This window comes from Sphingomonas hengshuiensis (genome assembly GCF_000935025.1).
Taxonomy (GTDB): Bacteria; Pseudomonadota; Alphaproteobacteria; order Sphingomonadales; family Sphingomonadaceae; genus Sphingomonas; species Sphingomonas hengshuiensis.
In genome coordinates this window covers 3,483,776-3,509,639 of the sequence record NZ_CP010836.1, presented here as the reverse complement: position 1 = coordinate 3,509,639, position 25,864 = coordinate 3,483,776, and the positions used below count along the sequence as shown (strand labels likewise).

30 protein-coding genes and 1 pseudogene are annotated in these 25,864 nt (G+C 66.3%); 17 read left to right on the top strand and 14 right to left on the bottom strand.

The window, feature by feature from the left end:
- Window positions 1-17 precede the first annotated feature (17 nt).
- The 6 genes from TS85_RS15670 to TS85_RS15650 all read left to right on the top strand — a co-directional run bounded on the left by TS85_RS15670 (window position 18) and on the right by TS85_RS15650 (window position 3,982).
- On the top strand, window positions 18-410 hold the full coding sequence (locus tag TS85_RS15670; protein ID WP_044333493.1) for a hypothetical protein: 393 nt from the start codon (window positions 18-20) through the stop codon (window positions 408-410).
- Window positions 410-2,233, top strand: coding sequence for an SGNH/GDSL hydrolase family protein (locus TS85_RS15665; RefSeq protein ID WP_044333491.1), 1,824 nt, complete (start codon window positions 410-412; stop codon window positions 2,231-2,233). The genes TS85_RS15670 and TS85_RS15665 overlap by 1 nt, the downstream gene beginning before the upstream one ends.
- Before the next feature lie 14 nt (window positions 2,234-2,247).
- Window positions 2,248-3,000, top strand: a complete 753-nt coding sequence (locus TS85_RS15660) for a hypothetical protein (RefSeq protein WP_044333489.1) — start codon at window positions 2,248-2,250, stop codon at window positions 2,998-3,000.
- 138 nt (window positions 3,001-3,138) lie between these two features.
- Entirely contained in the window at window positions 3,139-3,333 is a 195-nt protein-coding gene (locus tag TS85_RS15655) for a hypothetical protein (RefSeq protein ID WP_044333488.1), read from the top strand.
- Window positions 3,330-3,473 carry a hypothetical protein gene (locus tag TS85_RS25475; protein WP_155006439.1) on the top strand — a complete coding sequence of 48 codons (144 nt, stop codon included), beginning with the start codon at window positions 3,330-3,332 and terminating at the stop codon, window positions 3,471-3,473. The genes TS85_RS15655 and TS85_RS25475 overlap by 4 nt, the downstream gene beginning before the upstream one ends.
- Entirely contained in the window at window positions 3,470-3,982 is a 513-nt protein-coding gene (locus TS85_RS15650; protein ID WP_044333486.1) for a glycoside hydrolase family protein, read from the top strand. The genes TS85_RS25475 and TS85_RS15650 overlap by 4 nt, the downstream gene beginning before the upstream one ends.
- A gap of 129 nt (window positions 3,983-4,111) precedes the next feature.
- On the opposite strand, the gene TS85_RS15645 is transcribed toward TS85_RS15650, so the two are convergent.
- Window positions 4,112-4,414, bottom strand: coding sequence for a hypothetical protein (locus TS85_RS15645; protein ID WP_044333484.1), 303 nt, complete (start codon window positions 4,412-4,414; stop codon window positions 4,112-4,114).
- A 393-nt stretch (window positions 4,415-4,807) separates the two neighbouring features.
- Between TS85_RS15645 and TS85_RS15640 the strand changes: the two genes are divergently transcribed.
- The gene (locus TS85_RS15640; protein WP_044333482.1) at window positions 4,808-5,602 is read left to right on the top strand and encodes a DNA adenine methylase; all 795 of its coding nucleotides are present in this window, start codon (window positions 4,808-4,810) and stop codon (window positions 5,600-5,602) included.
- A gap of 138 nt (window positions 5,603-5,740) precedes the next feature.
- Here TS85_RS15640 and TS85_RS15635 read toward each other — a convergent pair whose 3' ends face one another.
- A complete protein-coding gene (locus TS85_RS15635) occupies window positions 5,741-6,010 on the bottom strand; it encodes a hypothetical protein (protein WP_044333480.1) in 270 nt (89 codons plus the stop codon).
- Between the two features lie 34 nt (window positions 6,011-6,044).
- Between TS85_RS15635 and TS85_RS15630 the strand changes: the two genes are divergently transcribed.
- Window positions 6,045-7,253: a tyrosine-type recombinase/integrase gene (locus TS85_RS15630; RefSeq protein WP_044333478.1), complete on the top strand. Its 1,209-nt coding sequence runs from the start codon at window positions 6,045-6,047 to the stop codon at window positions 7,251-7,253.
- On the opposite strand, the gene TS85_RS15625 is transcribed toward TS85_RS15630, so the two are convergent.
- A complete protein-coding gene (locus tag TS85_RS15625; RefSeq protein WP_044336412.1) occupies window positions 7,250-7,852 on the bottom strand; it encodes an SOS response-associated peptidase family protein in 603 nt (200 codons plus the stop codon). The genes TS85_RS15630 and TS85_RS15625 overlap by 4 nt on opposite strands.
- 224 nt (window positions 7,853-8,076) lie before the next feature.
- Window positions 8,077-8,859, bottom strand: a complete 783-nt coding sequence (locus TS85_RS24215) for a helix-turn-helix domain-containing protein (RefSeq protein ID WP_077228648.1) — start codon at window positions 8,857-8,859, stop codon at window positions 8,077-8,079.
- Window positions 8,860-9,214: 355 nt separating this feature from the next.
- Between TS85_RS24215 and TS85_RS15615 the strand changes: the two genes are divergently transcribed.
- The gene (locus tag TS85_RS15615) at window positions 9,215-10,150 is read left to right on the top strand and encodes a methyltransferase (RefSeq protein ID WP_044333476.1); all 936 of its coding nucleotides are present in this window, start codon (window positions 9,215-9,217) and stop codon (window positions 10,148-10,150) included.
- Between the two features lie 7 nt (window positions 10,151-10,157).
- Here the strand turns inward: TS85_RS15615 and lpdA are convergent, their stop codons facing one another.
- The 5 genes and pseudogenes from lpdA to TS85_RS24210 all read right to left on the bottom strand — a co-directional run bounded on the left by lpdA (window position 10,158) and on the right by TS85_RS24210 (window position 13,947).
- Entirely contained in the window at window positions 10,158-11,558 is a 1,401-nt protein-coding gene (lpdA, locus tag TS85_RS15610; protein ID WP_044333474.1) for a dihydrolipoyl dehydrogenase, read from the bottom strand.
- Window positions 11,559-11,562: 4 nt separating this feature from the next.
- The gene (locus tag TS85_RS15605) at window positions 11,563-11,988 is read right to left on the bottom strand and encodes an endonuclease domain-containing protein (RefSeq protein WP_227698802.1); all 426 of its coding nucleotides are present in this window, start codon (window positions 11,986-11,988) and stop codon (window positions 11,563-11,565) included.
- Between the two features lie 59 nt (window positions 11,989-12,047).
- Entirely contained in the window at window positions 12,048-12,431 is a 384-nt protein-coding gene (locus TS85_RS15600) for an acyl-CoA thioesterase (protein WP_044333470.1), read from the bottom strand.
- Complete coding sequence (locus TS85_RS15595; RefSeq protein ID WP_044333468.1) at window positions 12,424-12,639, bottom strand: hypothetical protein; 216 nt, start codon at window positions 12,637-12,639, stop codon at window positions 12,424-12,426. Before TS85_RS15595 ends, TS85_RS15600 begins: the two co-directional genes overlap by 8 nt.
- 13 nt (window positions 12,640-12,652) lie before the next feature.
- Window positions 12,653-13,947, bottom strand: a pseudogene (locus TS85_RS24210) (pyruvate dehydrogenase complex dihydrolipoamide acetyltransferase).
- A gap of 131 nt (window positions 13,948-14,078) precedes the next feature.
- On the opposite strand from TS85_RS24210, the gene TS85_RS15580 reads away from it, so the two are divergent.
- Window positions 14,079-14,534 (top strand): universal stress protein, encoded by a 456-nt coding sequence (locus TS85_RS15580; protein WP_044333461.1) that lies wholly within the window; start codon window positions 14,079-14,081, stop codon window positions 14,532-14,534.
- Window positions 14,535-14,745: 211 nt separating this feature from the next.
- Here TS85_RS15580 and TS85_RS15575 read toward each other — a convergent pair whose 3' ends face one another.
- The 3 genes from TS85_RS15575 to TS85_RS15565 all read right to left on the bottom strand — a co-directional run bounded on the left by TS85_RS15575 (window position 14,746) and on the right by TS85_RS15565 (window position 17,745).
- Window positions 14,746-15,081 carry a hypothetical protein gene (locus TS85_RS15575; protein ID WP_044333460.1) on the bottom strand — a complete coding sequence of 112 codons (336 nt, stop codon included), beginning with the start codon at window positions 15,079-15,081 and terminating at the stop codon, window positions 14,746-14,748.
- Window positions 15,082-15,228: 147 nt separating this feature from the next.
- Window positions 15,229-16,011: an arginyltransferase gene (locus TS85_RS15570; RefSeq protein WP_044333458.1), complete on the bottom strand. Its 783-nt coding sequence runs from the start codon at window positions 16,009-16,011 to the stop codon at window positions 15,229-15,231.
- Between the two features lie 489 nt (window positions 16,012-16,500).
- The gene (locus TS85_RS15565) at window positions 16,501-17,745 is read right to left on the bottom strand and encodes a threonine ammonia-lyase (protein WP_044333456.1); all 1,245 of its coding nucleotides are present in this window, start codon (window positions 17,743-17,745) and stop codon (window positions 16,501-16,503) included.
- 60 nt (window positions 17,746-17,805) lie between these two features.
- Here TS85_RS15565 and TS85_RS15560 point away from each other — a divergent pair, with 60 nt between their 5' ends.
- On the top strand, window positions 17,806-19,476 hold the full coding sequence (locus TS85_RS15560) for an amidohydrolase (RefSeq protein WP_044333455.1): 1,671 nt from the start codon (window positions 17,806-17,808) through the stop codon (window positions 19,474-19,476).
- A 252-nt stretch (window positions 19,477-19,728) separates the two neighbouring features.
- Here the strand turns inward: TS85_RS15560 and ctrA are convergent, their stop codons facing one another.
- Entirely contained in the window at window positions 19,729-20,436 is a 708-nt protein-coding gene (ctrA, locus tag TS85_RS15555; RefSeq protein WP_044333454.1) for a response regulator transcription factor CtrA, read from the bottom strand.
- Between the two features lie 189 nt (window positions 20,437-20,625).
- Window positions 20,626-21,537, bottom strand: coding sequence for a LysR family transcriptional regulator (locus TS85_RS15550; protein WP_044336408.1), 912 nt, complete (start codon window positions 21,535-21,537; stop codon window positions 20,626-20,628).
- A gap of 118 nt (window positions 21,538-21,655) precedes the next feature.
- Between TS85_RS15550 and TS85_RS15545 the strand changes: the two genes are divergently transcribed.
- The 6 genes from TS85_RS15545 to TS85_RS24205 all read left to right on the top strand — a co-directional run bounded on the left by TS85_RS15545 (window position 21,656) and on the right by TS85_RS24205 (window position 25,813).
- The gene (locus TS85_RS15545; RefSeq protein WP_044333452.1) at window positions 21,656-22,354 is read left to right on the top strand and encodes a pirin family protein; all 699 of its coding nucleotides are present in this window, start codon (window positions 21,656-21,658) and stop codon (window positions 22,352-22,354) included.
- Between the two features lie 71 nt (window positions 22,355-22,425).
- Entirely contained in the window at window positions 22,426-23,028 is a 603-nt protein-coding gene (gene wrbA / locus TS85_RS15540; protein ID WP_044333450.1) for an NAD(P)H:quinone oxidoreductase, read from the top strand.
- A 158-nt stretch (window positions 23,029-23,186) separates the two neighbouring features.
- Entirely contained in the window at window positions 23,187-23,837 is a 651-nt protein-coding gene (locus TS85_RS15535; protein WP_044333448.1) for an RluA family pseudouridine synthase, read from the top strand.
- Window positions 23,830-24,231 (top strand): alternative ribosome rescue aminoacyl-tRNA hydrolase ArfB, encoded by a 402-nt coding sequence (gene arfB, locus TS85_RS15530; protein WP_044333446.1) that lies wholly within the window; start codon window positions 23,830-23,832, stop codon window positions 24,229-24,231. Before TS85_RS15535 ends, arfB begins: the two co-directional genes overlap by 8 nt.
- A 151-nt stretch (window positions 24,232-24,382) precedes the next feature.
- Entirely contained in the window at window positions 24,383-24,871 is a 489-nt protein-coding gene (locus TS85_RS15525; RefSeq protein WP_044333445.1) for a GAF domain-containing protein, read from the top strand.
- 117 nt (window positions 24,872-24,988) lie between these two features.
- Window positions 24,989-25,813 (top strand): RcnB family protein, encoded by an 825-nt coding sequence (locus tag TS85_RS24205; protein WP_052507956.1) that lies wholly within the window; start codon window positions 24,989-24,991, stop codon window positions 25,811-25,813.
- The last annotated feature ends 51 nt before the right edge of the window (window positions 25,814-25,864 follow it).

Below are 25,864 nucleotides of genomic sequence, written 5' to 3'. Positions count from 1 at the left end.
AAAGCCGGGAGTCGCACATGACCGCAGCCGTCTGGGACCTGCCGCCGATCGAGCGCGGGACGCCCTTTGTCCCCGATACGATCGATTTCTACGCCGAGGATTTTACCGGAGCGGCCTTCAAGATGCAGCTTCGCTTCCAGAAGGACTCGACCGGGCCGGCGCCCATTTCCCTCGAGAACGCAGCGGCGGGGAACGAGGGAATCTCCTGCACCGTCACCTGGAGCGAGGGTGTTCCGACCTCCCACGTCCAACTCCAGATCGACGAGGAGACGATCGAGGCGCTTCCGTTTGCAGCCGAGCCGGGGGGCGACGTCCCGATGTTCTACGATATGCATGTTACCAAGGTTGCGGACGCCAAGCGCCGACGCCTGCGGGGCCGTGCGATCGTCAGCGCGGGCGTCACCCTGTAATGCCCGCAGTCATCATCAAGCCAGGCAATGGCGCAACCGTCTATTCGCAAAATGTGCGCCCGACCGTCGAGGCGGAGGGAGCCGAACTTGTCGCGCCGCTGGTCGCGGCTGCCACCCGTGCGGCGGATATTGCCTCAACGAAGGCAAGCGAAGCTGAAGAGCATCGGATGTTTACGGAAGTCAAGGCGGTCGAGGTGGAGACAACGGCGGCGGCAGTGGCCGATGTGGTCCATAAGACCAACGTCACGGCAACGTCTGAAGAACCACTTGTCTTGTTCAAGACGGCGCTCGGTTTTGTGTTCGCGGAACTATATGCGAGAGGGTTTCGGGCGGGCGGCGTATCTCTCAATGCCCCCGGCCAGTCGGACGCGATGCTGTCGATACGCAATGCGCTGGGCTTCGTCGGGTTCGAAGTAGCAGCAGACGGCGCGCTGGTGCTTCCCGGCGGTACGTGGCGTGGAACGACCAATGGGGGATTTGATCTTTCCACCTTGGGCAGATCGATCTTGTCGTATGAAGGTGGCGCATTGGGGCTGGTCGGAGCACCAGTGAAGGCCATTGACGACGCTCTTTTCCGCGTCGTGAACCCGCTCGGCTTCGTGGCGCTGCAAATCGGTCTGGATGGCAATGTGGCCATCAATGCGGCAGCCAATGAGCCCGTCTACACAGCCCCGTCCGTCACACCGGTCATCGGGACGCAATTGTACCTGGTGAGCGATCGCCCCACACCGCTCTACGTCGAGAATATTCTTACGACCCGCACTGATGTCGAGACCGCCAAGGTCACGATCGCGTCGTCGAAAGGGGCACCCGCGCAGCCCTTTGCGGCCTCGGCCCGGGATGGAGCAATCATGCTTGATCCCGCCCGGCTCGGCACGAGTGCCACGTTGTCGGTCCGCAAGTTGGGCGACCGTAACCCACGTCTGACAAAGACTCTCACCGTTTCGGTCAAGGCTGTGCCGGTGTCCGGATCGCCAGCGCCAAAAATACTCTTGATCGGCGATAGCATTACCAACCGCCAGACCGGCTACAACATCAATGCGCTACTGACGGCATGGGGTTTTGCGCCCCAGTGGATCGGCACGATAGTTGGGTCGAACTCCAACAGTTCCAGCGCTACTGGCGGCCCCCTGGGCGAGGGGCGCGAGGGCTGGGCGTTTTCCGACTATTTGGGCACGTCATTGGACAACGATGTGCCCCTGGGTGTGCTGGCGGTCGGTCAGGAGGCCACCTATCAGGCCGCCAACAAGACGGACAAACGAGGCTATCAGCCGTTCCTCAACCCGAACACCTCCGCTGGTGCTCAGACGCCGATCGTAACGATTTCGGGCGTCAATTACCGATTTGATCTTCGCTTCTACCTGGATCGCTTCAGCCTGACAGACCCGGATCTGGTGGTCGTCAACATCGCCATGAACGACAAGACCGAGTTGGGAGCGGCGGCGAGTCTCGCGCAGGTGAAGTCGGGATATGGCTATTTGCTCGACGAAATTCGCCGCGTGCTGCCTGCGGCGAGTATTATTCTGTGGGCGACCAACCATCCCGCGTCGTCGGCGGGCGATACCGAGTGGCTCGAATGGCAGCCGATCCTGTCGGCCATTGTCGATATCGTGACCACACGTCGCGCGGCGGGTGATGCTAACCTACACCTTTGTTCGACCTGGGCGCATCAGAGCGGTGAGGCTGGCTGGTCTTTGACATCTGGCACTACGGGCGCGGACGGCGTCACCACCACCACAATCTCCGACATCACCCATCCTGGCGCAGCTGCGCGCGAACAGCATGCAGAAGCGCTCGCCACCGCAATCGCCTGTATCGCCTGATAGGAGACCTACAAATGCCAACACCTGGACTCGAAATCACAACCGGCGCCGCGGTGATTCTGCCCAATGCGGCAAAGCTCGTCATGCCCGGCACGCTCGGGTCGGACCTGGAATTTCTGCATCTCCTAACCGATGGCGTCGATACCGCGCTGCGGAACTGGGCGGAGGGAAAACCCAGCGCAATCTCGATCGGCTCCCCCACTGCCGCCAGCGGGTACCTGTCGTTGCGGTCGGGCACGAGTTATCTGCAAACGGGCGTGATCGACGTGGCGGGGGACGTCACGATGCTCGTTGTGGGCCGCGACACCGGAGACAAGAGTGCCGACAGCGCTCGATTCTGCTATGTCGGGTCGAACAACCTCCTTGGCATTCTCACATCGTCGAGCAGTCAAACGCGCCTGACCATGCGCGCGACGCAGGACGGGGGCGCGACGGGGACATCTACCGCGTCTCTTGTAGCGAACCCCAATGGATGGGCTTGCCTGATCGGCACGGCGTTCCAGACGGGGGTTTCTTCTAGCACTGCCGACGATCCTACGTTGTACGACATGGGGGCAGGCACATCGGGTACCGCTAACTACAATACACCCTACGCCCGCGCCCCCACTGGGGCCGCCTTTACGATCGGCCACTGGGGCGCGAACCAGACGGGCCCTGGGGATATAGCGCTGGCCGCCGCCTGGTCGCGGGTGTTGTCGGTTTCCGAGCGGACGCAGGCTTACGCATGGGCAAAAGCTCTGGTGGCTACCAAGGGGCTGAGCATTTGATAGCCATGCCGGACCGGACGCGCCGGTAGGGAAACCATCCTGTTAGACGCGCCCGGATGGCGTTCAGCTTATCGTTCTCCATTTTTTTGCCGATCCGACCCGCCTCGAGCGGGCTTTTTTGTGCCCGGAAGGACAACCATGGAAACCAACATCATCGCCCAGCTGGCCGGCCAGTTCGGCGCGACCGGGCTGATCATCGGCTATCTCATCTGGGACCGACGCACGACCGGCAAGGAGCGGATGACCTTCGACCTTGCCCGGCTCGAGGCGGACAAGGCGCTGGCCGCGTCGCTCGCCGCGCTCAAGACCATCATCGAGAAGCTGGTCCCATGACCGCACGACCGATCGATGGCGCGGAACTGCTCGGCGCCGCGGCGTGCGAGCTCGAGCGGGCATGCGCCGCCGCGCTCGGCCTGGTGCGTCGGGCCCCGCGCAAATCGGCACCACGCCGCAAGCCGAGGAGCAAGCCATGACCTATGACCGCGCGAAGCTTCGCCAGGAGTTGATCCGCGACGAGGGGCTGAAGCTCCGCGTCTATCGTTGCAGCGCCGGCAAGCGCACGATCGGCGTCGGCCGCAACCTGGACGACGTCAAGATCCGCCCGTCCGAGTCGAAGGCATTGGGCATCACCACCGCCAGCGCGATCGCGAAGGGCATCACCCGCGACCAGGCGATGGTGCTGCTCGATTCCGACATCGATGCGTGCGAGCGCGACCTGGACGCGAAGCTGCCCTGGTGGCGCGGGCTGGACGATGTTCGCCAGCGGGTGCTGCTCAACATGTGCTTCAACCTGGGCATCGGATTCCCGCCGAAGCCCGGCGCCAAGGGCGAAGGTCTGCGGGCGTTCATGAACACGCTCGCCGCGATCGCGTCGCGTCGTTTCGAGGATGCCGCGCTCGGCATGGAGGCCAGCGCCTGGCACCGCCAGGTCGGCGATCGCGCGCGGCGCCTGGAGGCGATGATGCGCACCGGGCGCGCCTGAATTTCACCACGAAAGGAAAAGGCCCATGAAGATCAAGCTCCCGCTCGGCGCGCTGCTGAAAGACGCGTTGAAGGCCGCCGGCGTCGCATTGCTCAACGCGGCGATCGCCGCGATCGGCAAGCGCAAGGCCTAGCTCCGCAGTCCCCGGATAACGCGCACCCATTGCTCCTCGGTCACGGGGAAGCGATTGGGTGCGGTCGGCACCTGGCCGGAAGGCCGCAGCCGGATCTCGCGCGGTCGACCGCCGCAGCGCAGGCAATACAGGTGGTCGCGCAGCATGTGCAGGCGCTTGTCCCACATGTGGCACATGTACCAGCGCTCCATGCGCGCGGCGTCGATCACAGCGACGTTGCCGCACCCGCACTGGACGCCGAGGTTCAACCCTTTGCGAACAATGTCGCTCAGCGTCTCATATTTCGCGTTCGCGCCCATGCGGGCAGTGAGAACACAATGAGAACGATTCGGGCAACCCGGATAAATGCCGAAGCTGTGGACGGTGGGCGCCGGGGCGTGGCATAGTCGCGCCGCCGACCCGACTTAGCCGTAAGGTTGGCCCGCGGCCGCGGTATCGAACTCCCAGGGCGCCGACTTATGTCGGGTGGCCTGCGGAATGTAAGACCTTCGGGAAATACGCAGGGCGCGTTTCCCCTGGGGTTCACGCGCGGCTAACCGCCCGGCTCTCGGGCGCTTGGCCGCGCGTGAGCTCTCCTGACCCACATTAAATTCTGTGTTCCCGCCCCGGGAGCAGAACCCGTCGATCGCATCGATCAGCGGCAATCCCGCACGGCGTAGCCGACGTGCCTTTCCACAAGGACAGAGCACAATATGGCAGTATCCATCGCGGTTCGACCCGCAGCCGGCTATCTGGGCGGCAAGCGCAATTTGGCGTCGCGCCTCGTCAGCCTGATCGAGACGATCCCCCATCGCACCTATGCCGAGCCGTTCGTGGGCATGGGCGGGGTTTTCCTGCGCCGGCGATCGGCGGCGGCGGCCGAGGCGATCAACGACATCAACGGCGACGTCACCACCTTCTTCCGCGTGCTCCAGGAGCACTATGCCTATTTCATCGACATGCTGCGGTGGCGCGTGGCGAGCCGTGCGGAGTTCCAGCGGCTGCTCGCGATCCCGAGTGAGCGGCTGACGGACCTGCAGCGCGCGGCCCGCTTCCTCTATCTCCAGCGCCTCGCGTTCGGCGGCAAAGTCTCCGGTCGAACCTTCGGCGTGGGCGCCCGATCGCCGGCGCGGTTCGACGTCACCAAGCTGGAGCCGGTCCTCGCGGAAATCCACGAGCGCATTAGCGGGGTGACGATCGAGCAGCTGCCCTATGCCGACTTCATTCGCCGCTATGACGGGCCCGGGACGCTGTTCTATCTCGATCCGCCCTATGCCGGGTGCGAGAGCGACTACGGCGCTGGTGTGTTCGGACCGGAGGACTTCGCCCGCCTGGCCGACCAGCTGGCGGGCATCCGCGGGAGGTTCATCCTGTCGATCAACGATACGCCGGAAATCCGCGCCGCCTTCGCACGCTTTTCGATCGACGATGTCGAGACGACGTACTCCGTGGCGACCGCCGCAACCTGCGGGGGAAAGCGCGTGTCGGAGTTGGTCATCCAGGGCTGAAACTCTGGGGGTATCGGTAGGGGTACGGCGCGCGAAGCGCGCGCGCCGGAACCGCGATATTCTGCCGTTTCCGCTGCGAGCAAGGCGGAGGGGTTGTCCGCCGGGGTGACAGTGGAATCGCGCCGCTGAGTTCGGGTCTCATACCCGATCTTCGTTAAGCAACTGGTCGATCATCGCCCGCCATATCCCGGCAGCATCGGCGGGCGGGTGATTTAAGCAGCCCATGTAACGCATATCCTCGCTCGGATCTCGGACCGAGGCGAGGATGGCCCGCACCAGCGGCCGAACCTTGAAGCTGCCGTCTACCTGCGCGAGCTCACCATTGTCCTCGGTGGTGCATCCGGTGACTTCAGCCTGCCGGTGCAGCTCGTCGATCGCTGCTGCGACCGCTTCGTCCAGCTTCGACATCGCTCGCATTCTCCTTCTCTGTGACAGAGGTTCTATGCTCACCAACGCCGCGGTGAAAGCCGCCGGTGCGCGGTCGCGCGCCTACAAGATCTTCGACGAGCGCGGGCTGCACCTGTTCGTCGCGCCCAACGGGCGAAAATCGTGGCGTATGAAGTTCCGCCTGGACGGGCGCGAGCAGTTGCTGAGCTTCGGCACCTGGCCGGAGCTGTCGCTCGCCGAGGCGCGGACGCGGTGCGACGCGGCGCGGATGCGGCTCGATCGCGGCGAGGATCCGCGCGCGGGCGCCTCCGCGCCAGTCGCGGCGCCGGCGACGTTCGAATCGGTGGCCCGCGACTGGCATGCGCTGCGCGCGCCGCGTTGGTCGACCGTCCATGCCGCCGACGTGCTCGCCAGCCTGGAGCGCGACCTGTTCCCCGCGATCGGCGCGACGCCGATCGGCGCGATCGACGCGCAGCAGCTCCTCGAGCTCATCCAGCGCGTCGAGGCGCGCGGCGCGATCGAGACCGCGCGCCGTCTGCGCCAGCGCGCTGCCGGGATATTCGCCTATGCCCGGCGGAAGAAAATGGTGGCCGAGAATCCCGCCGCCGACCTGGCCGACGACCTCGCGCTGCGGCCGCCGCCGCGCCGGCAGCCGGCGCTGCTCGAGCTCGAGCAGCTGCACGCGCTGATCGCGGCCTGCTCGGGAGCGCGGGCCGGCCCGTTGATCAAGACCGCGCACCTGTTCCTGGCGCTTACCGCGGTTCGCCTTGAGGCGCTGCGCGGTGCGCGCTGGGAGGAGATCGAGGACATCGATGGCGACGCGCCGGTGTGGCGGGTGCCAGCGGCGCGGATGAAGCTCACCCGGGCGAAGAAGGGCGAGGCTGCGTTCGACCACCTGGTGCCGCTGGTGCCGGCGGCGATCACGCTGCTGCGCGCCGCGGCGGGATTTCCGGGCGCGGGGCAGGGGATGCCGTGCCAGGGCCTCATCTTCACCGGCCGCAGCGGGCAACTCCCGATCGGCGAATCGGCGATCGGCGATCTGATCGACCGCGCGGGATTTAGCGGCCAGCACGTGCCGCACGGTTGGCGGGCGTCGTTCTCGACCATCCTGAACGAGCACTTCCCGGTCGAGCGCGATGTGATCGACCAGGCGCTCGGCCACGCGCCGCGCAACAAGGTGGAGGCGGCGTACAACCGCGCGCAGCAGTTGCAGCGCCGGCGCTGGATCTTCGAGCGCTGGGCCGAGCTGGTTATCGCGGCCTAGCGGATCTGCACGACATCGAGCGTGCCCGCCGGCGCGGGCTGAAGCACGTCGGTGCTGGGGGTCGCCGGATCGAGCCAACGGCCCCAGTCCGCGCGGCCGAGCACCACGATCTGGCGGCTGTGATAGGGCGCGACGTCCGGACCAGGCGCCATCGTCAGCATCGTGTACGCCTCGCCCACCTCCGGGTGCGCCCGCCAGATGCCGGCGATCGCGAACCAGGGCTCGGCGCGCATCGTGAACAGCCATTTGCTCTTGGGGCGGCGCTTCGGCGCGCCTTCGACCGGTGGCGGGTCGGTGAATTCGTAGAAGCCGTCGGCAATGATCAGGCAGCGCCCGGAATCGAGCGCGCGTCCTTCTGACCGGAAATTATAGACCGGCTTGCCGGTCGGGCCGGGCCAGCTCCAGCGGCGCACCACCAGCTCGGCGGCAGGATCGCCTCCGGCGGCGGCGCGGACGATCGCGTGGCGATCGGTGATCTTGATGCTTTCGCGCGCGGGAAGGTTGGGCCGGCCCTCGGGAAACCGCAGCGGAATGCGGACTTCCCGGAAGACGTTGTCGATCTCGTCGATCGAGATCAGGCTGCGGTGCTCGTTGCACATGCGCGGACCATGCCGCGTGGCGGCGTCCAAGTCGACAGTTGCAGCGGGCGATGCCGCCCGCGATCTGGCCCGGACCTTGCTCCCTTCCCCACTGGAGAGCACCCGGGGCGGCCACAGCCGCCCCGTCCGGGAAGTCGTGGGGGAGGACTTCCTGGGCTATTCTGCCGATCGGATGGCGGGGAAGAATCTAATCAGCGCATTCGCGCAGCGAATTCCTCATCTCTTTAACCCCTTCTCTGGGGTAGAGCCGGATTTCTTGACTCGCGCTCCACGGCTTTTCCGAGCGAGGCGATTGCGTCGGCCAGTTCTGCGTCCTTGGGGAGCAGGACATCTTCGCCGATCGTCGTGACGGCCTTTGCCAGCCCCTTCAGGCGGCGTCCGATCAAGGCGCGGACGCGCAGCCAGGCGCGCTTCGCCTTGCGCCTGAGCGCCGCGAAATCGACGTAATAGGCGTTTGACGTCTGCGCGCGCTGGGGGCCCGCCTGGCCCTCGCATTCGGGCTTCCGCCTGCTGCGTCGAACCCAGGCGATGAACCCGTGCGCGCGGATGCGCTTGAGCGCGTCGATCACGGTTTGCTTTGAGAGGCCCGCGTCTTCGGCAATCGTCGCGAGTTCCGGGTACAGCTTGCCGGTGGCGGCGTTCATCCGATCGAGCAGCGCGTCGTACACGAGCAGGTCGTTGCCCTGCAGCCGGTCCCAGCCCCGATACCCTTCCTCGCGCTGTTTCGCCCGCAGCTCCTTGAGCGCCAGGCGCAGGCTATCGACGTAGACATGCTTCTGCCGGCGCGTGCCGTCGCCCAAGCGCACCCAGGGTTGGGCGCGGCGATCGTCGACATCGTAGCTGAGCGCGCGGACGGGATCGCCCGTGCCATCGGCACGTGACTTCCGCTTGCTGACCTTGTCGACGATCCCGCTTGCGATCTCTGCGAAGGACCGCGTTGAGCGCGGTTTCTGGTTTTCCGTATGCGACACTTTGTGTTCCCCGCCCTGGGAGAATTCTGGACGCACGAAGCCGTCGCCTGAATCGCATGCTCAGGCGGCGGCTGGTGCAGGTTGAAGGCGCTATTCAGCGCAGGGCGGGGGCGCTCAGGACTGTCCGGTGTGGCTCCGGTGCAGGCCAAAAGCAGCGACGGTTTTCTGACGTTTATTGCGCCACCGGCTTCTTGACCGTGGGCGGGAAAACGGCAGAAAACCGAACTACCTGCTTCGTTGACATCGCAGGGGTCGCAAGTTCAATCCTTGCCACGCCCACCACAAACCCCGCCGGTCCATTGGACCGGCGGGGTTTTTAATGTCCGCGGCGCGCGCGTTGATGGCGTGAAGTCCTTTGACTTTGTTGGAATTTTGTCGCTTTGCCCGCGCCATGCCCAACCCTGACGATACGCTGCTCCGCCTGATCGAGATGCTCCGTGCGCGGGGTTATGCGTTCGTCACGCCGACCCCCGCGACGCATGCGCGCGTGCTGGGCCAAGCGGGTCGGGAGAGCGCGCGGACCATCGAGGACGTGCTGGGGTGGAGCCGGGCATTCGATCCCGCGATACTGGAGCCCGCGCTGCTCGACACGCTTGCCGCCGCCGACGCACTCGAGCCCGCAGCCGGCGGGCTGGTGCGCAGCCGGTTTCGCGTGTCGTCGCTGAAGGGGCGGCTGTACCTCCACTCGGCCTATCCGACCGATGCCGAGGATTCGGTGTTCTTCGGGCCCGACAGCTATCGCTTCGCCGACCTGATCGAAGCCGAGCTGGCGTGCATGATGCCGCGGTCTGGCGCGGCGATCGTCGATATCGGCACCGGCTCCGGCGTCGGGGCGATCGTCGCGGCGGGAATGGCAGAGGGGGCGCGAGTCGCGATGACCGATGTGAACCCGCAGGCGCTGCGGCTGGCGCGAATCAATGCGCGGGCGGCGGGGGTGGCGATTCGCGGCGTAGAGGGCGCCGACCTGTCCGCGATCGAAGAGCCGATCGACGTCGCGCTCGCCAACCCGCCCTACATCATCGACGACGCCGACCGGACCTATCGCAGCGGTGGCGGGATGCTGGGCGGGCAGGTGTCGCTCGACATGGCCCGGATGGCGGCGGCGCGGCTGGCGCCGGGTGGGCGGGTGATCCTGTACACCGGCAGCGCGATTGTGGGCGGCGAGGACCGGCTGCGCGGCGCGCTAGAGGCGCTGGCGGAGGCGCAGGGGCTGTCGCTGCGCTATCGCGAGATCGACCCCGACGTGTTTGGCGAGGAGCTGGAGCGCCCGGCCTATGCCGGGGTCGATCGGATTGCAGTGGTTGCGGCGGTGCTTACGCGGCCCTGACGCGCGCTCAGATGTGGAGCGCGCGGCCGTAGGCGGCGAGGACCGCTTCGTGCATCGTTTCGCTGATCGTCGGGTGCGGGAACACCGTTTCCATCAGCTCGGCCTCGGTCGTCTCCAGCGTCTTGCCGACAGTATAGCCCTGGATCAGCTCGGTCACTTCGGCGCCGATCATGTGCGCGCCGAGCAGCTCGCCGGTCTTGGCGTCGAACACCGTCTTCACGAAGCCGTCGGCCTCGCCCAGCGCGATTGCCTTGCCGTTGCCGATGAAGGGGAAGGTGCCGACCTTCAGCTCATAGCCCGCTTCGCGCGCCTTCGCCTCGGTCAGGCCGACGCTGGCGATTTGGGGGTGGCAATAGGTGCAGCCGGGGATGTTGCGTGGGTCCATTGCGTGCGGATGGCCGCCCGCAATCGCCTCGGCGGCGATCACGCCTTCATGGCTGGCCTTGTGCGCGAGCCAGGGCGGGGCGGTGATGTCGCCGATCGCCCAGAGGCCCTCGACATTGGTCTTGCACGCGCCGTCGGTCTTGAGGAAGCCACGATCGTCCATCGCGACGCCAAGCTCTTTGAGCCCGATGTCGGCGGTGTTGGGGACGATGCCGATCGCGACGATGACGTGGCTGAACGCGCTGGTCGTCGCCTTGCCCGCCTTGTCCACGATCGTCGCGGTCACGCCCGTGTCGGTCGCGGCGATCTTGTCGATCTTCGCGCTTGTGAGGATGGACATGCCCTGCTTCTTCAGCGCCTTTTCGAGGTGGGCGGAGATGTCGGCGTCCTCGACCGGGACGATGCGGTCCATCATCTCAACGACGGTGACCTCGGAGCCCATGTCATTGTAGAAGCTGGCAAATTCGATGCCGATCGCGCCCGATCCGATCACCAGCAGCTTGCCCGGCAGTTCGGGCGGGGTCATTGCGTGGCGATAGGTCCAGACGCGCTTGCCGTCCGCGGGGAGGCCGGGAAGATCGCGCGCGCGCGCGCCGGTCGCGACGATGATGTTCTTCGCGGTCAGCTCGGTCTTCTTGCCGTCCGCCGCGGTCACGGTCAGCGCGCCTTTGCCGGTCAGGACGCCGGTGCCCATATGGACCGCGATCTTGTTCTTCTTCATCAGGTGCGTGACGCCCTGGTTGAGCTGCTTCGCGACGCCGCGCGAGCGCTTGACCACCGCGTCGATGTCGGCGCTGATCTTCTCCGCGGCCAGGCCATAATCCTTGGCGTGCTGCATATAGTGGAAGATCTCCGCCGAGCGCAGCAGCGCCTTGGTCGGGATGCAGCCCCAGTTGAGGCAGATGCCGCCCAGCAGCTCGCGCTCGACAATCGCGGTCTTCAGCCCAAGCTGGCTCGCGCGGATCGCGGCGACATAGCCGCCGGGGCCGGAGCCGAGGACGATGAGGTCGTAGGATTCAGCCATTGAATTACACAGCCTTCTGCTCCCTCCCCCCTTGCGGGGGAGGGCTGGGGAGAGGGGTCGGAAGCGATGCCGGCTCGATGCCGGTATCGCTTCCATTGACCGCGTTCAGGATGGAAGTGAGTACGCTTTCGATATTGGCAAGGACGTCGTTGTTGTAAAAACGCAGCACCTGGAAATCATTGGCTTTCAGCCACGCATCCCGTTCGCTGTCATAGGCACTTCCGATGTGCTGTGAGCCATCGGCTTCGACGATCAGGCGGGCATCGAAGCACACAAAATCGACGATGTAGTTGCCGAGCGGTTGCTGGCGCTTCCATTTCGAGCCGGACAGTCGTTTGCTGCGCAGTGCCTGCCACAAAGCGCGTTCGGCTTCGGTCGGGTTGGTTCGCATTTCGCGCGCTCTGGCGAGCGCGCGCCCTCTCCCTCCCACCGCTGCGCGGCGGGTCCCTCCCTCCCCCGAAATGGGGGAGGGGGAAGAAGGGGCATCGTTCAAGACTCTACCACCGCCCGCGGCTTGCGGTCCTTGTCGATCGCGACGAACACGAACTGCGCTTGCGTGACGAGGCAGCTTTCCTCGGTGTGGCGGCCGCGGCGCCAGGCCTGGACGTCGATCGTCATCGACGTGCGGCCGACCTTGACCATGTCGGCATAGACGGTGACTTCGTCGCCGACCGCGACGGGGGCGTGGAACTTCATGCCCTCGACTGCGATCGTCACGGCGCGGCCCTTGGCATAGCGTGCTGCCGTCAGCCCCGCGGCCATGTCCATCTGGCTCATCAGCCAGCCGCCGAAAATGTCGCCATAGGGGTTGGCGTCGGCGGGCATCGTCGTCACGCGGATCGCGGGCTGGCCGCTGGGAGGGGTATCAGCCATGATTGCCGCGCTCCAGCCGCGCGCGGTCGATCGCATAGGCGCGGCGCAGCGGCCCGACGCCCATCGCCACCACCGCGACCATCGCCACCACCGCCACCAGCCAGATATCGTCCATCGCCCGCGGATAGGACCATGCCGCGAGCGACGCGACGATAGCCGCCGCGATCAGCCCGGCGGCCACATGCAGCGTCTCGATCAGCACGCGCATCAGACCCGCCCGCTCAAGCGATCATGCCCATCGGCGATTCGATCAGCTGCTTGAACAGCTTCATCAACTCGGCACCGTCCGCGCCGTCGATCGCACGGTGATCGAAGCTGCCGGTGGCGCTCATCACCGTCGCCACGCCGAGCGCGTCGTCGACGATGTACGGACGCTTCTCGCCCGCGCCGATCGCCATGATCATGCCCTGGGGCGGATTGATTACCGCTTCGAACTGCTTGATCCCGTACATGCCCATGTTCGACAGGCTGGCGGTGCCGCCCTGATATTCGACCGGCTGGAGCTTGCCGTCGCGCGCGCGGCCCGCAAGGTCCTTCATCTCGGCGGAGATCGCCGAGGGGCTCTTGTTCGCGGCATCGCGGACGATCGGGGTGATCAGCCCGGTGGGGGTCGAGACCGCGACCGACACGTCAGCGCGGCTATATTTGATCAGATTGTCGCCGGTGTAGGTGACGTTGCACTTCGGCGTCTGGATCAGCGCGACGCCCAGCGCCTTGATCAGCAGATCGTTGACCGAGAGCTTCACGCCGCGCGATTCGAGCGCCTTGTTGAGGTCGCCGCGCAGCTTGAGCAGCGCATCGAGGCGGATATCGACCGTCAGGTAGATGTGCGGGACGGTCTGCTTCGACTCGGTCAGGCGGCGCGCGATCGTCTTGCGGATGTTGGACAGCTTTTCCGACTCGTGCGGGATGCTGTCGTCGAACCAGACGGCCTTGTGCTCGGGTGCCGATGCGGCGGGGGCGGGGCGGATGCCGCAGGCGCGGGCGTTGCCGCCGGGGCGGGGGCAGCGGCCTTCGCGCCCTCCAGATCGGCCTTGACGATGCGGCCATTGGGGCCGGAGCCGCTGACGCTCGACAGGTCGACGCCCTTCTCGGCGGCGATGCGCTTGGCGAGCGGGCTGGCCTTTACGCGGTCGCCGCTGGCGGCAGCCGGGGCGGGGGCAGGCGTGGGTGCCGGTGCGGGCGCGGGCTCTGCCTTCGCGGCGGGAGCGGGGGTGGGGGCAGCCTCGGCCTTCGCTTCCGGCGCAGCCGGGGCGGGGGACGATGCGTCCTCGCCTTCGCCCAGGATGGTGGCGATGACGGTGCCGACCTTCACATTGTCGGTGCCCTCGGCGACCAGGATCTTGCCGACCGTGCCTTCATCGACGGCTTCGAATTCCATCGTCGCCTTGTCGGTCTCGATCTCGGCGAGCAGGTCGCCGGACTTCACGACGTCGCCCTCCTTTACCAGCCACTTGGCGAGGGTGCCCTCTTCCATCGTGGGGGAAAGCGCGGGCATTTTGATTTCGATCGACATGCAAATTCCTGTCGCTGGTCCGGGAAAGAGAGGATGGTTCTCCATTGCCGTGCCTTTCCCTAGGGTCAACCCCTTGGGCTTGCGTCTGGTGCAATCGCGCGGCACCAGTGCGTCAGGCGAGGAAAGCAACCATGCGTACCTATCTGGTCGTGATCGACGAAAGTCCCGAGGCGGAAATCGCACTGCGTTTCGCGGCGCGGCGCGCTGTAAAGACCGGCGGCAATGTCGAGATCCTCGCGCTGGTCCCCCAGATGGAGTTCGTCCAATGGGGCGGGGTGATGGCGACGCTGGAGGAAGAAGCGCGCGAGCGGGCCGAGGCGCTGGTGACCCGCGCGGCGGGGACGTTGTTCACCGAATCGGGGATCAGCCCGTCGATCACCGTCCAGCAGGGCGACGGCGCGAAAGTGGTCCGCACGATGATCGCCGCGAATGACGAGATCGCGGCGCTGGTGCTGGGCGCGGCGGCGAGCGGCCCGCCGGGGGCGCTGGTCACGCATTTCACCGGCGCCGATGCGGGGACGTTGCGGGTGCCGGTGATGATCATTCCGGGATCGCTGGATATTGCGGCGATTGATCGGCTGAGTTGAGTAATATCTTTCCGCAGCCGCGGCTAGAACATGATGACGATAAATAGAACCGTTCGTGCTGAGCTTGTCGAAGCACGGTGAGTCTCATTGCCCCCCCCCCTCGACGCCGCCTGCGGCGTCGCTCTGGACAGGCTTCGACAAGCTCAGGGCGAACGGTAAAGGGGTAGGATCAAGCTGATCTCACCCGAATCTGGTCCAGGCCGTTGGACAATTATCGATGCTTGGCGAACATATCTCGCTGAGCTTGGTTGACTGCTCTGCTGTCCCAATCGACTTCGCGCTTTGACGACGGGATGTGGTCGCGTCGATCCTCATTGTCGTAGAACAGCGTGCCGTGAATGCCGAGCGCGTCGCGCTTCAGGATTGGGCGTTCCCAGAGGGGCGTAAGCACGGAGCCTGCGACTTGTTCTCCAAGCCGCTCGATCAGGTCTTCGATCAACTCGATGTCGCGCCCATCTGGAAAGACGGCGGCAAACTCCTCATTGGTCGCCTGAAACACGCTGAAGGTGGCGTTCACAGCACCGTCGATGATCTGGATATTCTTCATGATGGTGTTTTGGCATCGGATAGGATCGTGGGCAATCGAACCCGCACAACGTGCTGCGCTCTACAAGCAGCGCAATCGGATCGAGCGCATGTCCGACCACCTAAAGGTCAACTGGGCCATTGCCACCCGCGGCGCTGAAAACCACACTCAAGCCAGCGCGTGCTGGACCGCGGCGGGCATCGCGACCGCCTCGTTCTCGTCCTCCAGCACCGACCATCCGTTCGGCCCCAGCATTTCCATCGGGCGGTAGCGGGTCTTGTACGCCATCCGCTCCGACCCCTTCACCCAATAGCCGAGATAGACATAGGGCAGCCCGGCGGCATGCGCGCGCGCGAGGTGATCGAGGATGATGTAGGTGCCGAGCCCCGGACGGCTTTCGTCGTCGGCGAGGAAGAAGCTGTAGATCATCGAGAGCCCGTCGCCCTGTTGATCGGTGATGCATGCACCGACCAGCCGCCCGCGACGCCCGTCCACCGACGGCTCGCGATATTCGATGACGAAGGAATCGACCGGCGATTGCTCGACCATGTCGGCATAATCGCCCTCGTCCATCGCCGCCATGCCGCCGCCGGGGTGCCGCGCCTTCAGATAGCGGTGGAGCAGCGAAAACTGCTCCTCGGTCGCCCAGGGCTTGCAGGCGGTGACTTCGAGATCGGCATGCCGCTTCATCAGCTTGCGCTGCGACGCATTGGGGCGGAACTGGCCGGCGACGACGCGCACCGAGACGCAGGCATTGCACCCCGCGCAGCTGGGGCGATAGGCGACCGACTGGCTGCGGCGGAACCCGATGCGGCCCAGCGCGTCGTTCAACTCACCGGCATGCTGCCCCGACAGCTCGGTGAAGATCTTCCGCTCCTGGCGCCCCGGGAGATAGGGGCAGGGGTTCGGGCTCGTCACGAAAAACCGTGGAAAACGGGATAGTGCAGTCACCGCGGATGTGCCCCTTGCTCAGGCCCTGCCAACGGGCCTTCGGCAATGACTATGAAGCCGATACTTCGTGATGAAAAGCGGCTTTACCATGAAAGAGAGTTAACGATTTCAGTAGCGCCAGAGGTGCGGAAAACCGCGGGTTTCGCCGTGTCGCGATGAGACGCGAGCGCGCGAAATTAACCATAGGCGCACACCCGTCGCGACGTGGCGGATGCGGGATGTCCCAGTTATCCTAAGGGCTATACCGGAGGCGATGACTCGTGTGAATCCTGCGGCGACTCGTTTCGCCGCACGTGCGATTCGCTTCGTCCCGATAACCGCGCGGGGCGCGGTTCAGAGTCTGTTTGAAAATTCGCGAAAGAGCGAATTTCAAGGCGGTGCCGGCCCGCTCCCCCGCCCGGCCACCCTTAGAATACTGCCGTTGGGTGGCCGGGCGGGGGAGCGGGCCGGCGCCGCGAAATGCGCCTCAGCGCATTTCCAAACACGCGCTCACGCCAGTTCGACGGGGCTCACTTCATATTGCGCGCGGCGCAGCGCAGTCATCAGCCGGTCGAGATGGTCGCGGCCGCGCGTCTCGCACTCCACGTCCAGCGTCAGCCCCTTGGCGGGGAGCGTCGTGAAGATCCGCTGGTGGTACAGCTCCAGGATGTTGACGCCCTGTTCCTGGAAGATCTTGGCGACGTTGAACAGCGCGCCGGGCCGGTCCTGCAACCGGATGCGCAGCCGCGCGAGCCGCCCCCCGCGCGCAAGGTCGCGCAGTAGCACATTGGCGAGCAGCCGCGTGTCGATATTGCCGCCGCACAGGATCGTGCCGACGGTCTTGCCGCGGAAGCGCTCGGGCTCGGTCAGCAGCGCGGCGAGGCCGGCGGCGCCGGCACCCTCGACTACGGTCTTTTCGATCTGGAGCAGCAGGCTGACCGATTCCTCCAGCCGCCGTTCGCTGACCAGCACGATGTCGTCGACCAGCGCCTCGACCATCTTCGACGTGATGCCGCCGGGCTGCTTTACGGCGATCCCCTCGGCCAGCGTGTCGCCGGCGCACGGCATGTCGGTGTGGTGGATGCGATTATACATCGACGGGTAAAGCTCGGCCTGGACGCCGATCACATCGACAGTGCGCCCTTCGGAGCGCGCGACCACGCCGCTGCCCGAGATCAGCCCGCCGCCGCCGATCGGGATGACCAACGTATCGATCGCGGGCACATCCTCGAGCATTTCCAGCGCGGCGGTGCCCTGGCCCGCGATCACGCGGACATCGTCGAACGGATGGACGAAAGTATAGCCCTTCTCCGCCTCCAGCTCGCGCGAATGGGCATAGGCGGCGTCATAGGTCTCGCCGTGCAGGATCACGGTGGCGCCGTGGCCCTCGGTCTGGGTGATCTTGATCGTGGGGGTGCTCTTGGGCATCACGATCGTGCTGGGGATGCCGAGCCGCGTCGCGTGATAGGCGAGCCCCTGGGCATGATTGCCGGCGGAGGCCGCGATCACGCCCTTGGCGCGCGCCGCATCGTCGAGCTGGAGCAGCGTGTTGAGTGCGCCGCGTTCCTTATACGCTGCGGTGAACTGGAGATTCTCGAACTTCAGATACACCGTCGCGCCGGTGAGGTTCGACAGCGTCCGGCTGAGCAGGGTCGGCGTCCGCACGATCGAGTCCGCGATGCGTCCGTGCGCGGTCCGGATGTCGTCGATCGATACGGGAAGCGGCGTCTGCGCCGGAACTGCTTTGGTGGCCATGATGCGCCCCCGCCTAGACTATCTGGCGTCGCGGGGGAACAGGCCCTATCGCATGGGGCTATGCCCATATTGCACCGCTTCGCCCGCCTGCTGGCCCCGTTCTTCGCGCTGGCCGCGCTTTTGCTGACTCCGCCCGCGCTGGCGGACGGGCTGGTCGATAACGTCAACGGCATGACGCTCGACGAAAACGGGCAGGTGGTGCGCTTCACCGGCATCCTGTTCGCGCGCGACGGGCGGATCACCGCGCTGCTCAACAGCGGGCAGAAGCGGCCGAAGAAGGTCGAGTGGAAGATGGACATGGGCGGCAAGACGCTCGTGCCCGGGATGATCGACGGCCATGGCCATTTCATGGGGCTGGGGCAGCAATTGCTGATGCTCGATCTGTCCGCGACGACCTCGCTCGATGCGGCGCTGGGCAAGATCCGCGACTATGCCGCGAGCAACCCGACAAAGTGGGTGCTGGGCGGCGGATGGAACCAGGAGAAGTGGCAGCTGGGCCGCTTTCCCACCGCAGCCGAATTGGACGGCGCCGAGGGCGAGCGCCCGGTGTGGCTCGAGCGCGTCGATGGCCATGCCGGCTGGGCGAACAGCCGCGCGCTGGCGCTGGCGGGGATTACCGCGGCGACCAAGGACCCGGCGGGCGGGCGGATCGAGCGCGACAAGGCCGGCAAGCCGACCGGCGTGCTCGTCGACGGCGCGATGGCGCTGCTGACCAAGGTCATCCCGCACGCCACTCCGCGCGAGCGCAACTCGGCGTTCCTCGCGGCGCAGGAGCGGCTGTTGTCGCTGGGCATCACCGCGACTGCCGATATGGGGACCAGCGTCGAGGATTGGCTGACCTATCGCCGGATGGGCGATCTCGACCTGCTCAAGGTGCGCATCCTCGGCTATGCCGGCGGCGTCGATGCCGCGCTGACGATCGCCGGGCAGGGGCCGACGCCGTGGCTGTACGGCGACAGGCTGAAGCTGGGCGGGATCAAGCTGTACGCCGACGGCGCGCTGGGATCGCGCGGGGCGTGGCTCAAGGCCGATTATGCCGATGCGCCGGGGCAGAAGGGGCTGGGCTTCCTGAGCGACGACCAACTGCTCAACCTGATGATCCGCGGGTCGATGGACGGGTTCCAGATCGCGGTCCACGCGATCGGCGACCGCGCGAACCAACAGGTGCTCGACGCGATCGAAGTGCTGTCGGACACGTATAAGGACGATCGCCGCTGGCGGATCGAACATGCCCAGATCGTCGATCCCAAGGACCTGCCGCGCTTTGGCAAGTTCGGGACGATCGCGTCGATGCAGCCGGTCCACCAGACCAGCGACCGCATGATGGCCGAGGCGCGGCTGGGGCCGGATCGGCTGAAGGGCGCCTATGCCTGGCGATCGATGCTCCAGAACGGCGCGAAGCTGGCGTTCGGATCGGACTATCCGGTCGAGAGCCCCGATCCCTGGGCGGGCTGGGCGACTTCGTTCACGCGGATGGATGCCGAGGGCCAGCCGTTCGGCGGGTGGCGCCCCGAAGAGGTGCTGACGCGCGAACAGGGCTGGGCCGCGTTCACCACCGGCGCCGCCTATGCCGCGTTCGCCGAGGGCAAGATCGGGCGGCTGGCACCGGGGCTCCAGGCCGATTTCCTGATCCTCGACCGCGACCCGCTGCTCGCCACGCCCAGCGACCTGCGCGCGACCAAGGTGCTGGAGACCTGGGTCGGCGGCAACCGGGCGTGGCAGCGGAAATAGCGGGAGCCTTGGCGCACGCGCTTCGTTGATGCCGGGTAGAGGAGAGCGACGATGATCCACGATCCGACCCCCGAAGACGAAGCCCCGACCGAGGACACGCAGGCGCTGGAGGAGGCGCAGGAAGACGCCGCCGAGCATCGCGAGGAAGAAGGCGGCTACCAGTAACCGTCCACGCGAGGACACGCACGAAAAAGGCCGCGGCATCCCTTCCGGATACCGCGGCCTTTTTCGCAGCCCCCGCTGGCAATTCCGTTACGCGACCTGCGTAATCACCTCTTCGACGCCTTCCAGCTCGCGCAGCACATAGCCGCGGCCCCAGACGGTCTCGATATAATTCTCGCCATCGGTCGCCATGCTGAGCTTCTTGCGCAGCTTGCAGATGAAGACGTCGATGATCTTCAGTTCGGGCTCGTCCATCCCGCCATAGAGGTGGTTGAGGAACATTTCCTTGGTCAGCGTCGTGCCCTTGCGGAGCGACAACAGCTCCAGCATCGCATATTCCTTGCCGGTCAGGTGGACGCGCGCGCCATCGACTTCGACGGTCTTGGCGTCGAGGTTCACCGCCAGCTTGCCGGTGCGGATCACCGACTGCGAATGGCCCTTCGACCGGCGGACGACGGCGTGGATGCGCGCGATCAGTTCCTCGCGGTGGAACGGCTTGGTCACATAGTCGTCGGCGCCGAAGCCGAAGCTGCGCACCTTCGAATCCATTTCGTTGATGCCCGACAGGATCAGCACCGGCGTCTGCACGCGGGCGACGCGGACCTTTTTCAGCACGTCATAGCCGTGCATGTCGGGCAGGTTCAGGTCGAGCAGGATGATGTCGTAATCGTACAGCTTGGCAAGGTCCAAGCCCTCTTCGCCGAGGTCGGTCGTATAGACGTTGAAGCCCTCTGCCGAGAGCATCAGATCGATTGCCTTGGCAGTGCTCGGCTCGTCCTCGATCAGCAGCACGCGCATCGTGTATTCCCCTTGCCCCTGCGATGGCGCCGTCCGTGCGATGGGCGTGCCCTGAGCGATTTATTAACCTAAGCACGTCTGAAGGCAAAAGGTTAATTTGTTCCTAACCGGCCCAAGTCCACGAGTCGCCGACGCAATTACCGGACCGAAAACGGGACTGGTTACCAAGTTCAATCCTTTTATAGACGATTATCCGGGAGCGTCGCACATCCGCTTCAAACGATCGGACAGAAAATCGATCAGCGCCTCGACCCGCGCGGGCCGCAGCGTTCCCGGCGGGGTCAGCAAATGCAGCCCGATCGACCCGCCCGACCATTCGCCGAGCACGATTTCGAGCCGTCCGGCGGCGACGAGATCATCGACCAGAAAGCCGGGGAGCCGCGCCACCCCCAGCCCGGCGAGCAGCGCGGGGATCATCGCGTCGCCATTGTCGGTGCGCATCGGCCCATCGATCCGCACCGCCGCCTCTTCGCCCCCCGCGCGGCGAAAGCGCCACAGGTCCGGTGTCGCGGTGTTGGTATAGACGAAGCAGGCATGGCGGGCGAGGTCGGCGGGGTGGCGCGGGCGGCCCGCCCGATCGAAATAGCCCGGCGCGCCGACGACATGCCCGGTCACCGGCCCCAGCCGGCGCGCGCGCAGCGAACTGTCGGGCAGTTCGGCGATGCGGATCGCGACGTCGATGCCCTCGCCGACAATGTCGACAAAGGCATCGGACAGCCGCAGGTCGATGCGGATGCCCGGATGCGCGACCAGGAACTCGGCGAGCGTCGGGGCGAGGTGGCGGATGCCGAAGGTCAGCGGCGCCGCCAGCCGCACGAGCCCGACCGGCGCGGTCGCGGATTCGAACGCCGCCTCCTCCGCCGCCTCGCCTTCGGACAGGATGCGCTGGGCGTGTTCGGCCAGCGCGCGCCCGCTGTCGGTGAGCGTCAGCCGGCGCGAGGTGCGGTGGAACAGCGAGGTGCCGAGCTTGGTTTCCAGCCGGGTGATCGCCTTCGACACCGTCGCCTTGGATACCGCGAGCGCAGCCGCAGCGCCGCTGAACGAGCGATGTTCGACCACGCTGGCGAAGATCGCCCAGGCTTCGAAATCGGGGAGCTTCATGTCCATCTCCAATGGCCCGGCTGCTGCCTAACATGGAAACGATCGGTTTCCAACGTTTCCATTTACGCAGCAATCGCAGCGCCTATCTTGGCCCCAACAGACAAACAGGAGATCAGACATGATCGACAAACGCAGTTTCGAAAGCCTGGGCGGTGCCAACCATGGCTGGCTCAACGCGAAGCATCATTTCAGCTTCGCCAATTATTACGATCCCGCCCGGATGGGCTGGGGCGCGATCCGCGTGTGGAACGACGACGAGATCGCCGCGAACAGCGGCTTCCCGCCGCACCCGCATCAGGACATGGAGATCATCACCTATGTCCGCCAGGGCGCGATCACGCACCAGGATTCGATGGGCAACAAGGGCCGCACCGTGGCGGGCGACGTCCAGGTGATGAGCGCAGGCAATGGCGTGCGCCATTCGGAATATAATCTGGAGCCGGAAATGACTCGGATCTTCCAGATCTGGATCCTCCCGCGCGAACGCGGCGGCCAGCCGAGCTGGGGCGCCAAGCCGTTTCCCAAGGGCGATCGTTCGGGCCGCTTCGTCACGCTGGCATCGGGCTTTGCCGAGGATAGCGAGGCATTGCCGATCCGCGCCGATGCCCGCGTACTGGGCGCGACGCTCAAGGCCGGCGAGAGCGTCGAGCACAGCGTGGGCGCCGGACGGCATGCCTATCTAGTCCCTGCGGCTGGTTCGATCACACTCAATGGTGATCGCGTCGACGCCCGTGACGGCGCAGCATTGTCGGGTGGCGAAACCTACACGATCACTGCGCTGGAAGACGCCGAGATCGTCCTGGTCGACGCCGACTGATCCACGAACGGGGGGAGTCGACGGGCTTCCTCCCCGTTTTCTTCCCGCTAGCTTTTCAGAAGGAACCACCGATGTCCAAGATCCTCGTCCTCTATTACTCGTCCTATGGCCACCTCGCGAAGATGGCCGATGCCGTTGCCGAAGGCGCACGCAGCACCGGCGCGACCGTCGATGTGCGCCGCGTCGCCGAGACCGCGCCCGCCGAAGTCGCCGCCGCCGCAGGCTTCGTCGCCGATGAGAGCCATGCGCTGCTCGACGACGTCAACGAACTCGCCAATTACGACGGCATCATCGTCGGCGCCCCCACCCGCTTCGGGCGGATGCCGAGCCAGATGGCGGCGTTCTGGGACAAGGCCGGCGGTCTGTGGTTCCAGGGCAAGCTGACCGGCAAAGTCGGCGCGGCGTTCACTTCCACTGCCTCGCAGCATGGCGGGCAGGAGACGACCTTGTTCTCGATCCTGACCAACCTGCTCCATTTCGGCATGACGATCGTCGGGCTCGATTATGGCTATGCGGGCCAGATGGGCGTCGACGAGGTCAAGGGCGGATCGCCCTATGGCGCGACCACCATCGCCGATGGCGACGGCAGCCGGATGCCGAGCGCCGTCGAGCTGGACGGCGCGCGCTACCAGGGTCGCCGCGTCGCCGATCTGGCGAATAAGCTGGTCGGCTGATCGAACCGGGGCCGTCCGCTCCCCCATGGACCGCCCCGCGGCGCCGCTGCCTTTGTCCCCTCCCGGGCGGCGGCGCCCCCCTTTGCCCGATACGGCGTCGTCGTCCCCGGACGGCGGCGCCGTATCGCGTTTGGGGCGATGGGCTGTATAGGGCGGCAATGTTCAAGGACCGTATCCTCTTCATCGACGGCGAAGCGATCGTGATCGACAAGCCCGCCGGGCTGCCCGTCGATCGCCCGCGCGACCGCTCGCAAAGCCTGGAGGATTTGCTCGACCAGCTCACCTTCGGCTTCCAGCGGCTGCCCCAGCCGGTCCACCGGCTGGACCGCGACACCAGCGGCTGCCTGTTGCTCGCGCGCAATCCCAAGGCGCATAAGCGCTTCGGCCAGGCGTTCGAGGCGGGGACCGTGTTCAAGCGCTATGTCGCAGTGCTGGACGGGATTCCGGCGGAGCAGGGCGGCATGATCGACTTGCCGCTGAGCAAGGTTTCGACCGAGGAAGCGGGCTGGCGGATGGTCGGCGACCCCAAAGGCAAGCCCGCCCGCACCCGGTGGGAGCTGGTCGAGACGCAGCGCGATCGCGCGCTGATCGCCTTTTTCCCCGAGACGGGGCGCACCCACCAGATCCGCGTCCATGCCGCCGAGGGACTGGGGCTGCCGATCGTCGGTGACCCGGTATACGGCAGCGGCGGCCCCGCGGTGATGCTCCACGCCGCCGAACTGACCATCCCGCGCGAGGGCAAGGACGACGTGCACGGCGAGGCGCCGTTGCCGGTGCGCTTCCACAATCTGGGGTTCGGGCGTGGCTGAGCTGCCCGAGGATGCGATCGTCGAGGAGAAGTTCCTCGCCGCATCCGGGCCGGGCGGGCAGAATGTCAACAAGGTCGCGACCGCGGTGCAGCTTCGCGTCGACGTGTTCCGGCTGGGGCTCCCGCCCTATGCCTATGCGCAGCTCAAGGTGCTGGCGGGGACCAAGCTGACTGCGGGCGGCGAGCTGGTCATCACCGCGCGCAAATTCCGCACCCAGGACGCGAACCGCAGCGATGCGCGCGAGCGCGTGGTTGAGCTGATCGAAAAGGCGCTGGAACGCCAGGCGCGGCGGGTGAAGACCAAGGTGAGCAAGGGCGCCAAGGCGCGCCGGGTGGACGAGAAAAAGGGGCGCAGCGTCGTGAAGGCGGGGCGGGGGAAGGTTTCGGTGGATTGACTACCCACTCGTCACCCCGGGCTTGACCCGGGGCCCCGCTTCTTTTCTGCCGGGCGAGAAGAAGCGGGGCCCCGGGTCAAGCCCGGGGTGACGGATAGCGGAAGGCGCGCTCCCTCTCCCCATTCACCCCCCGACCCCCTACATCGCGCCCATGTATGATTTCACCATCACCGCCGAGTCCAAGACCGAACTCTATCGCGACCTCGCCGCCGCGCTCGATTCGCTGACTCGCGACGAACCCGATGCCATTGCCAATATGGCGAACGTCTCCGCGCTGATCGGGCAATATCTGCCCGATCTCAACTGGTCGGGCTTCTATCGCAACGTGAACGAGGAGCTGGTGCTCGGCCCGTTCCAGGGCAAGGCGGCGTGCATCCGCATTCCGTTCGGCAAGGGCGTGTGTGGCGCGGCGGCGGCGACGCGCGAGACGCAGCTCGTCGAGGACGTCCACGCCTTTGCGGGCCACATCGCCTGCGACGCGGCCAGCCGCTCTGAACTGGTGGTGCCGATCGTCCATCAGGGTGCGCTGCTCGGGGTGCTCGATCTCGACAGCCCGGTCCCTGCGCGCTTCGACGCGGGGGATGCGGCGGGGTGCGAGGTGCTGATGCGCATCCTCGCGCCGCGGCTTGTCCAGCAATGAACGGCTGACCCGGATCGGGACAATATTAAGCAGTTCTCGCGATTTCCGGCGCGCGGCGGAAACGGTACCGCATCGTGGAGAGCGTGCCGGGGCAACCCGGCGCGAGGGAGCGAGCCTATGAACCGGATGTTTTTGATCGCAGCCGCAGCGCTGGCAGGCACTGCCGCCGCGACGCCGGCTGCGGCGCAGCGCGTGTGGCAGGACGGGCGCTGGGTCGTGATGCCGCATCGGACCGCGCCGCGCGACCTGCGCCCCGATCCGCAGCGTTGGGGGACGCCGGTCAACGGGCGCTGGGACGGCGGCACGCGCGCACCGGGCGGGTGGAACGCCTATCGCCGGCTGGGGCGCGGCGCGGCGCTGCCCGGCTATTGGATGCGCCCCGATTTCCGCGTGCCCGATTATCTGCGCTATGGGCTGGGCGCGCCGCCCCAGGGCTATTTCTGGGTGCGCTATTATGACGATGCCGTCCTCGTCGACGGACGCGGGCAGGTGTGGGACACGATCGGCGGCATCGGCTGGAGCGGGGGCTATGCGTCGGCGCAGAGCAGTTCCGAGAGCTATGCCGGGGCCGGCTATGTGCAGCCGCAGCCGATCCAGCCGGTCGATCCCAATGCCTATTACGCGCAGTCCGATGGCTATGACGCGCCGATCCCCTATCCCGCGCCGTATCCGGACACATATGCCCCGCCGGTGGCGCCTGCGCTCCGCGTGGTGCAGCAGGTCTATCCCGCGCCGTGCGTCCAGGCGTGCGGCGGCTATCAGGGCGGCGGGTATCAGGTGCAGGGCGGCAGCTATTATGGCGGCGGCTATGGCTATGCCGCCGGCGCCGCGACCACGGTGATCATCACCCCGGCGCCGGTCGTCACCACGACGGTCGTGACCGAGGAAATCGTCGAGGAAGTGACGACCACCTCCTATGTCCGCGCCGCCCCCGCCGGGTGATCCGCCGCGCGCCGGTGCGCCACAAGCCGCGGCCGAAGCCCGCTTGCTGCA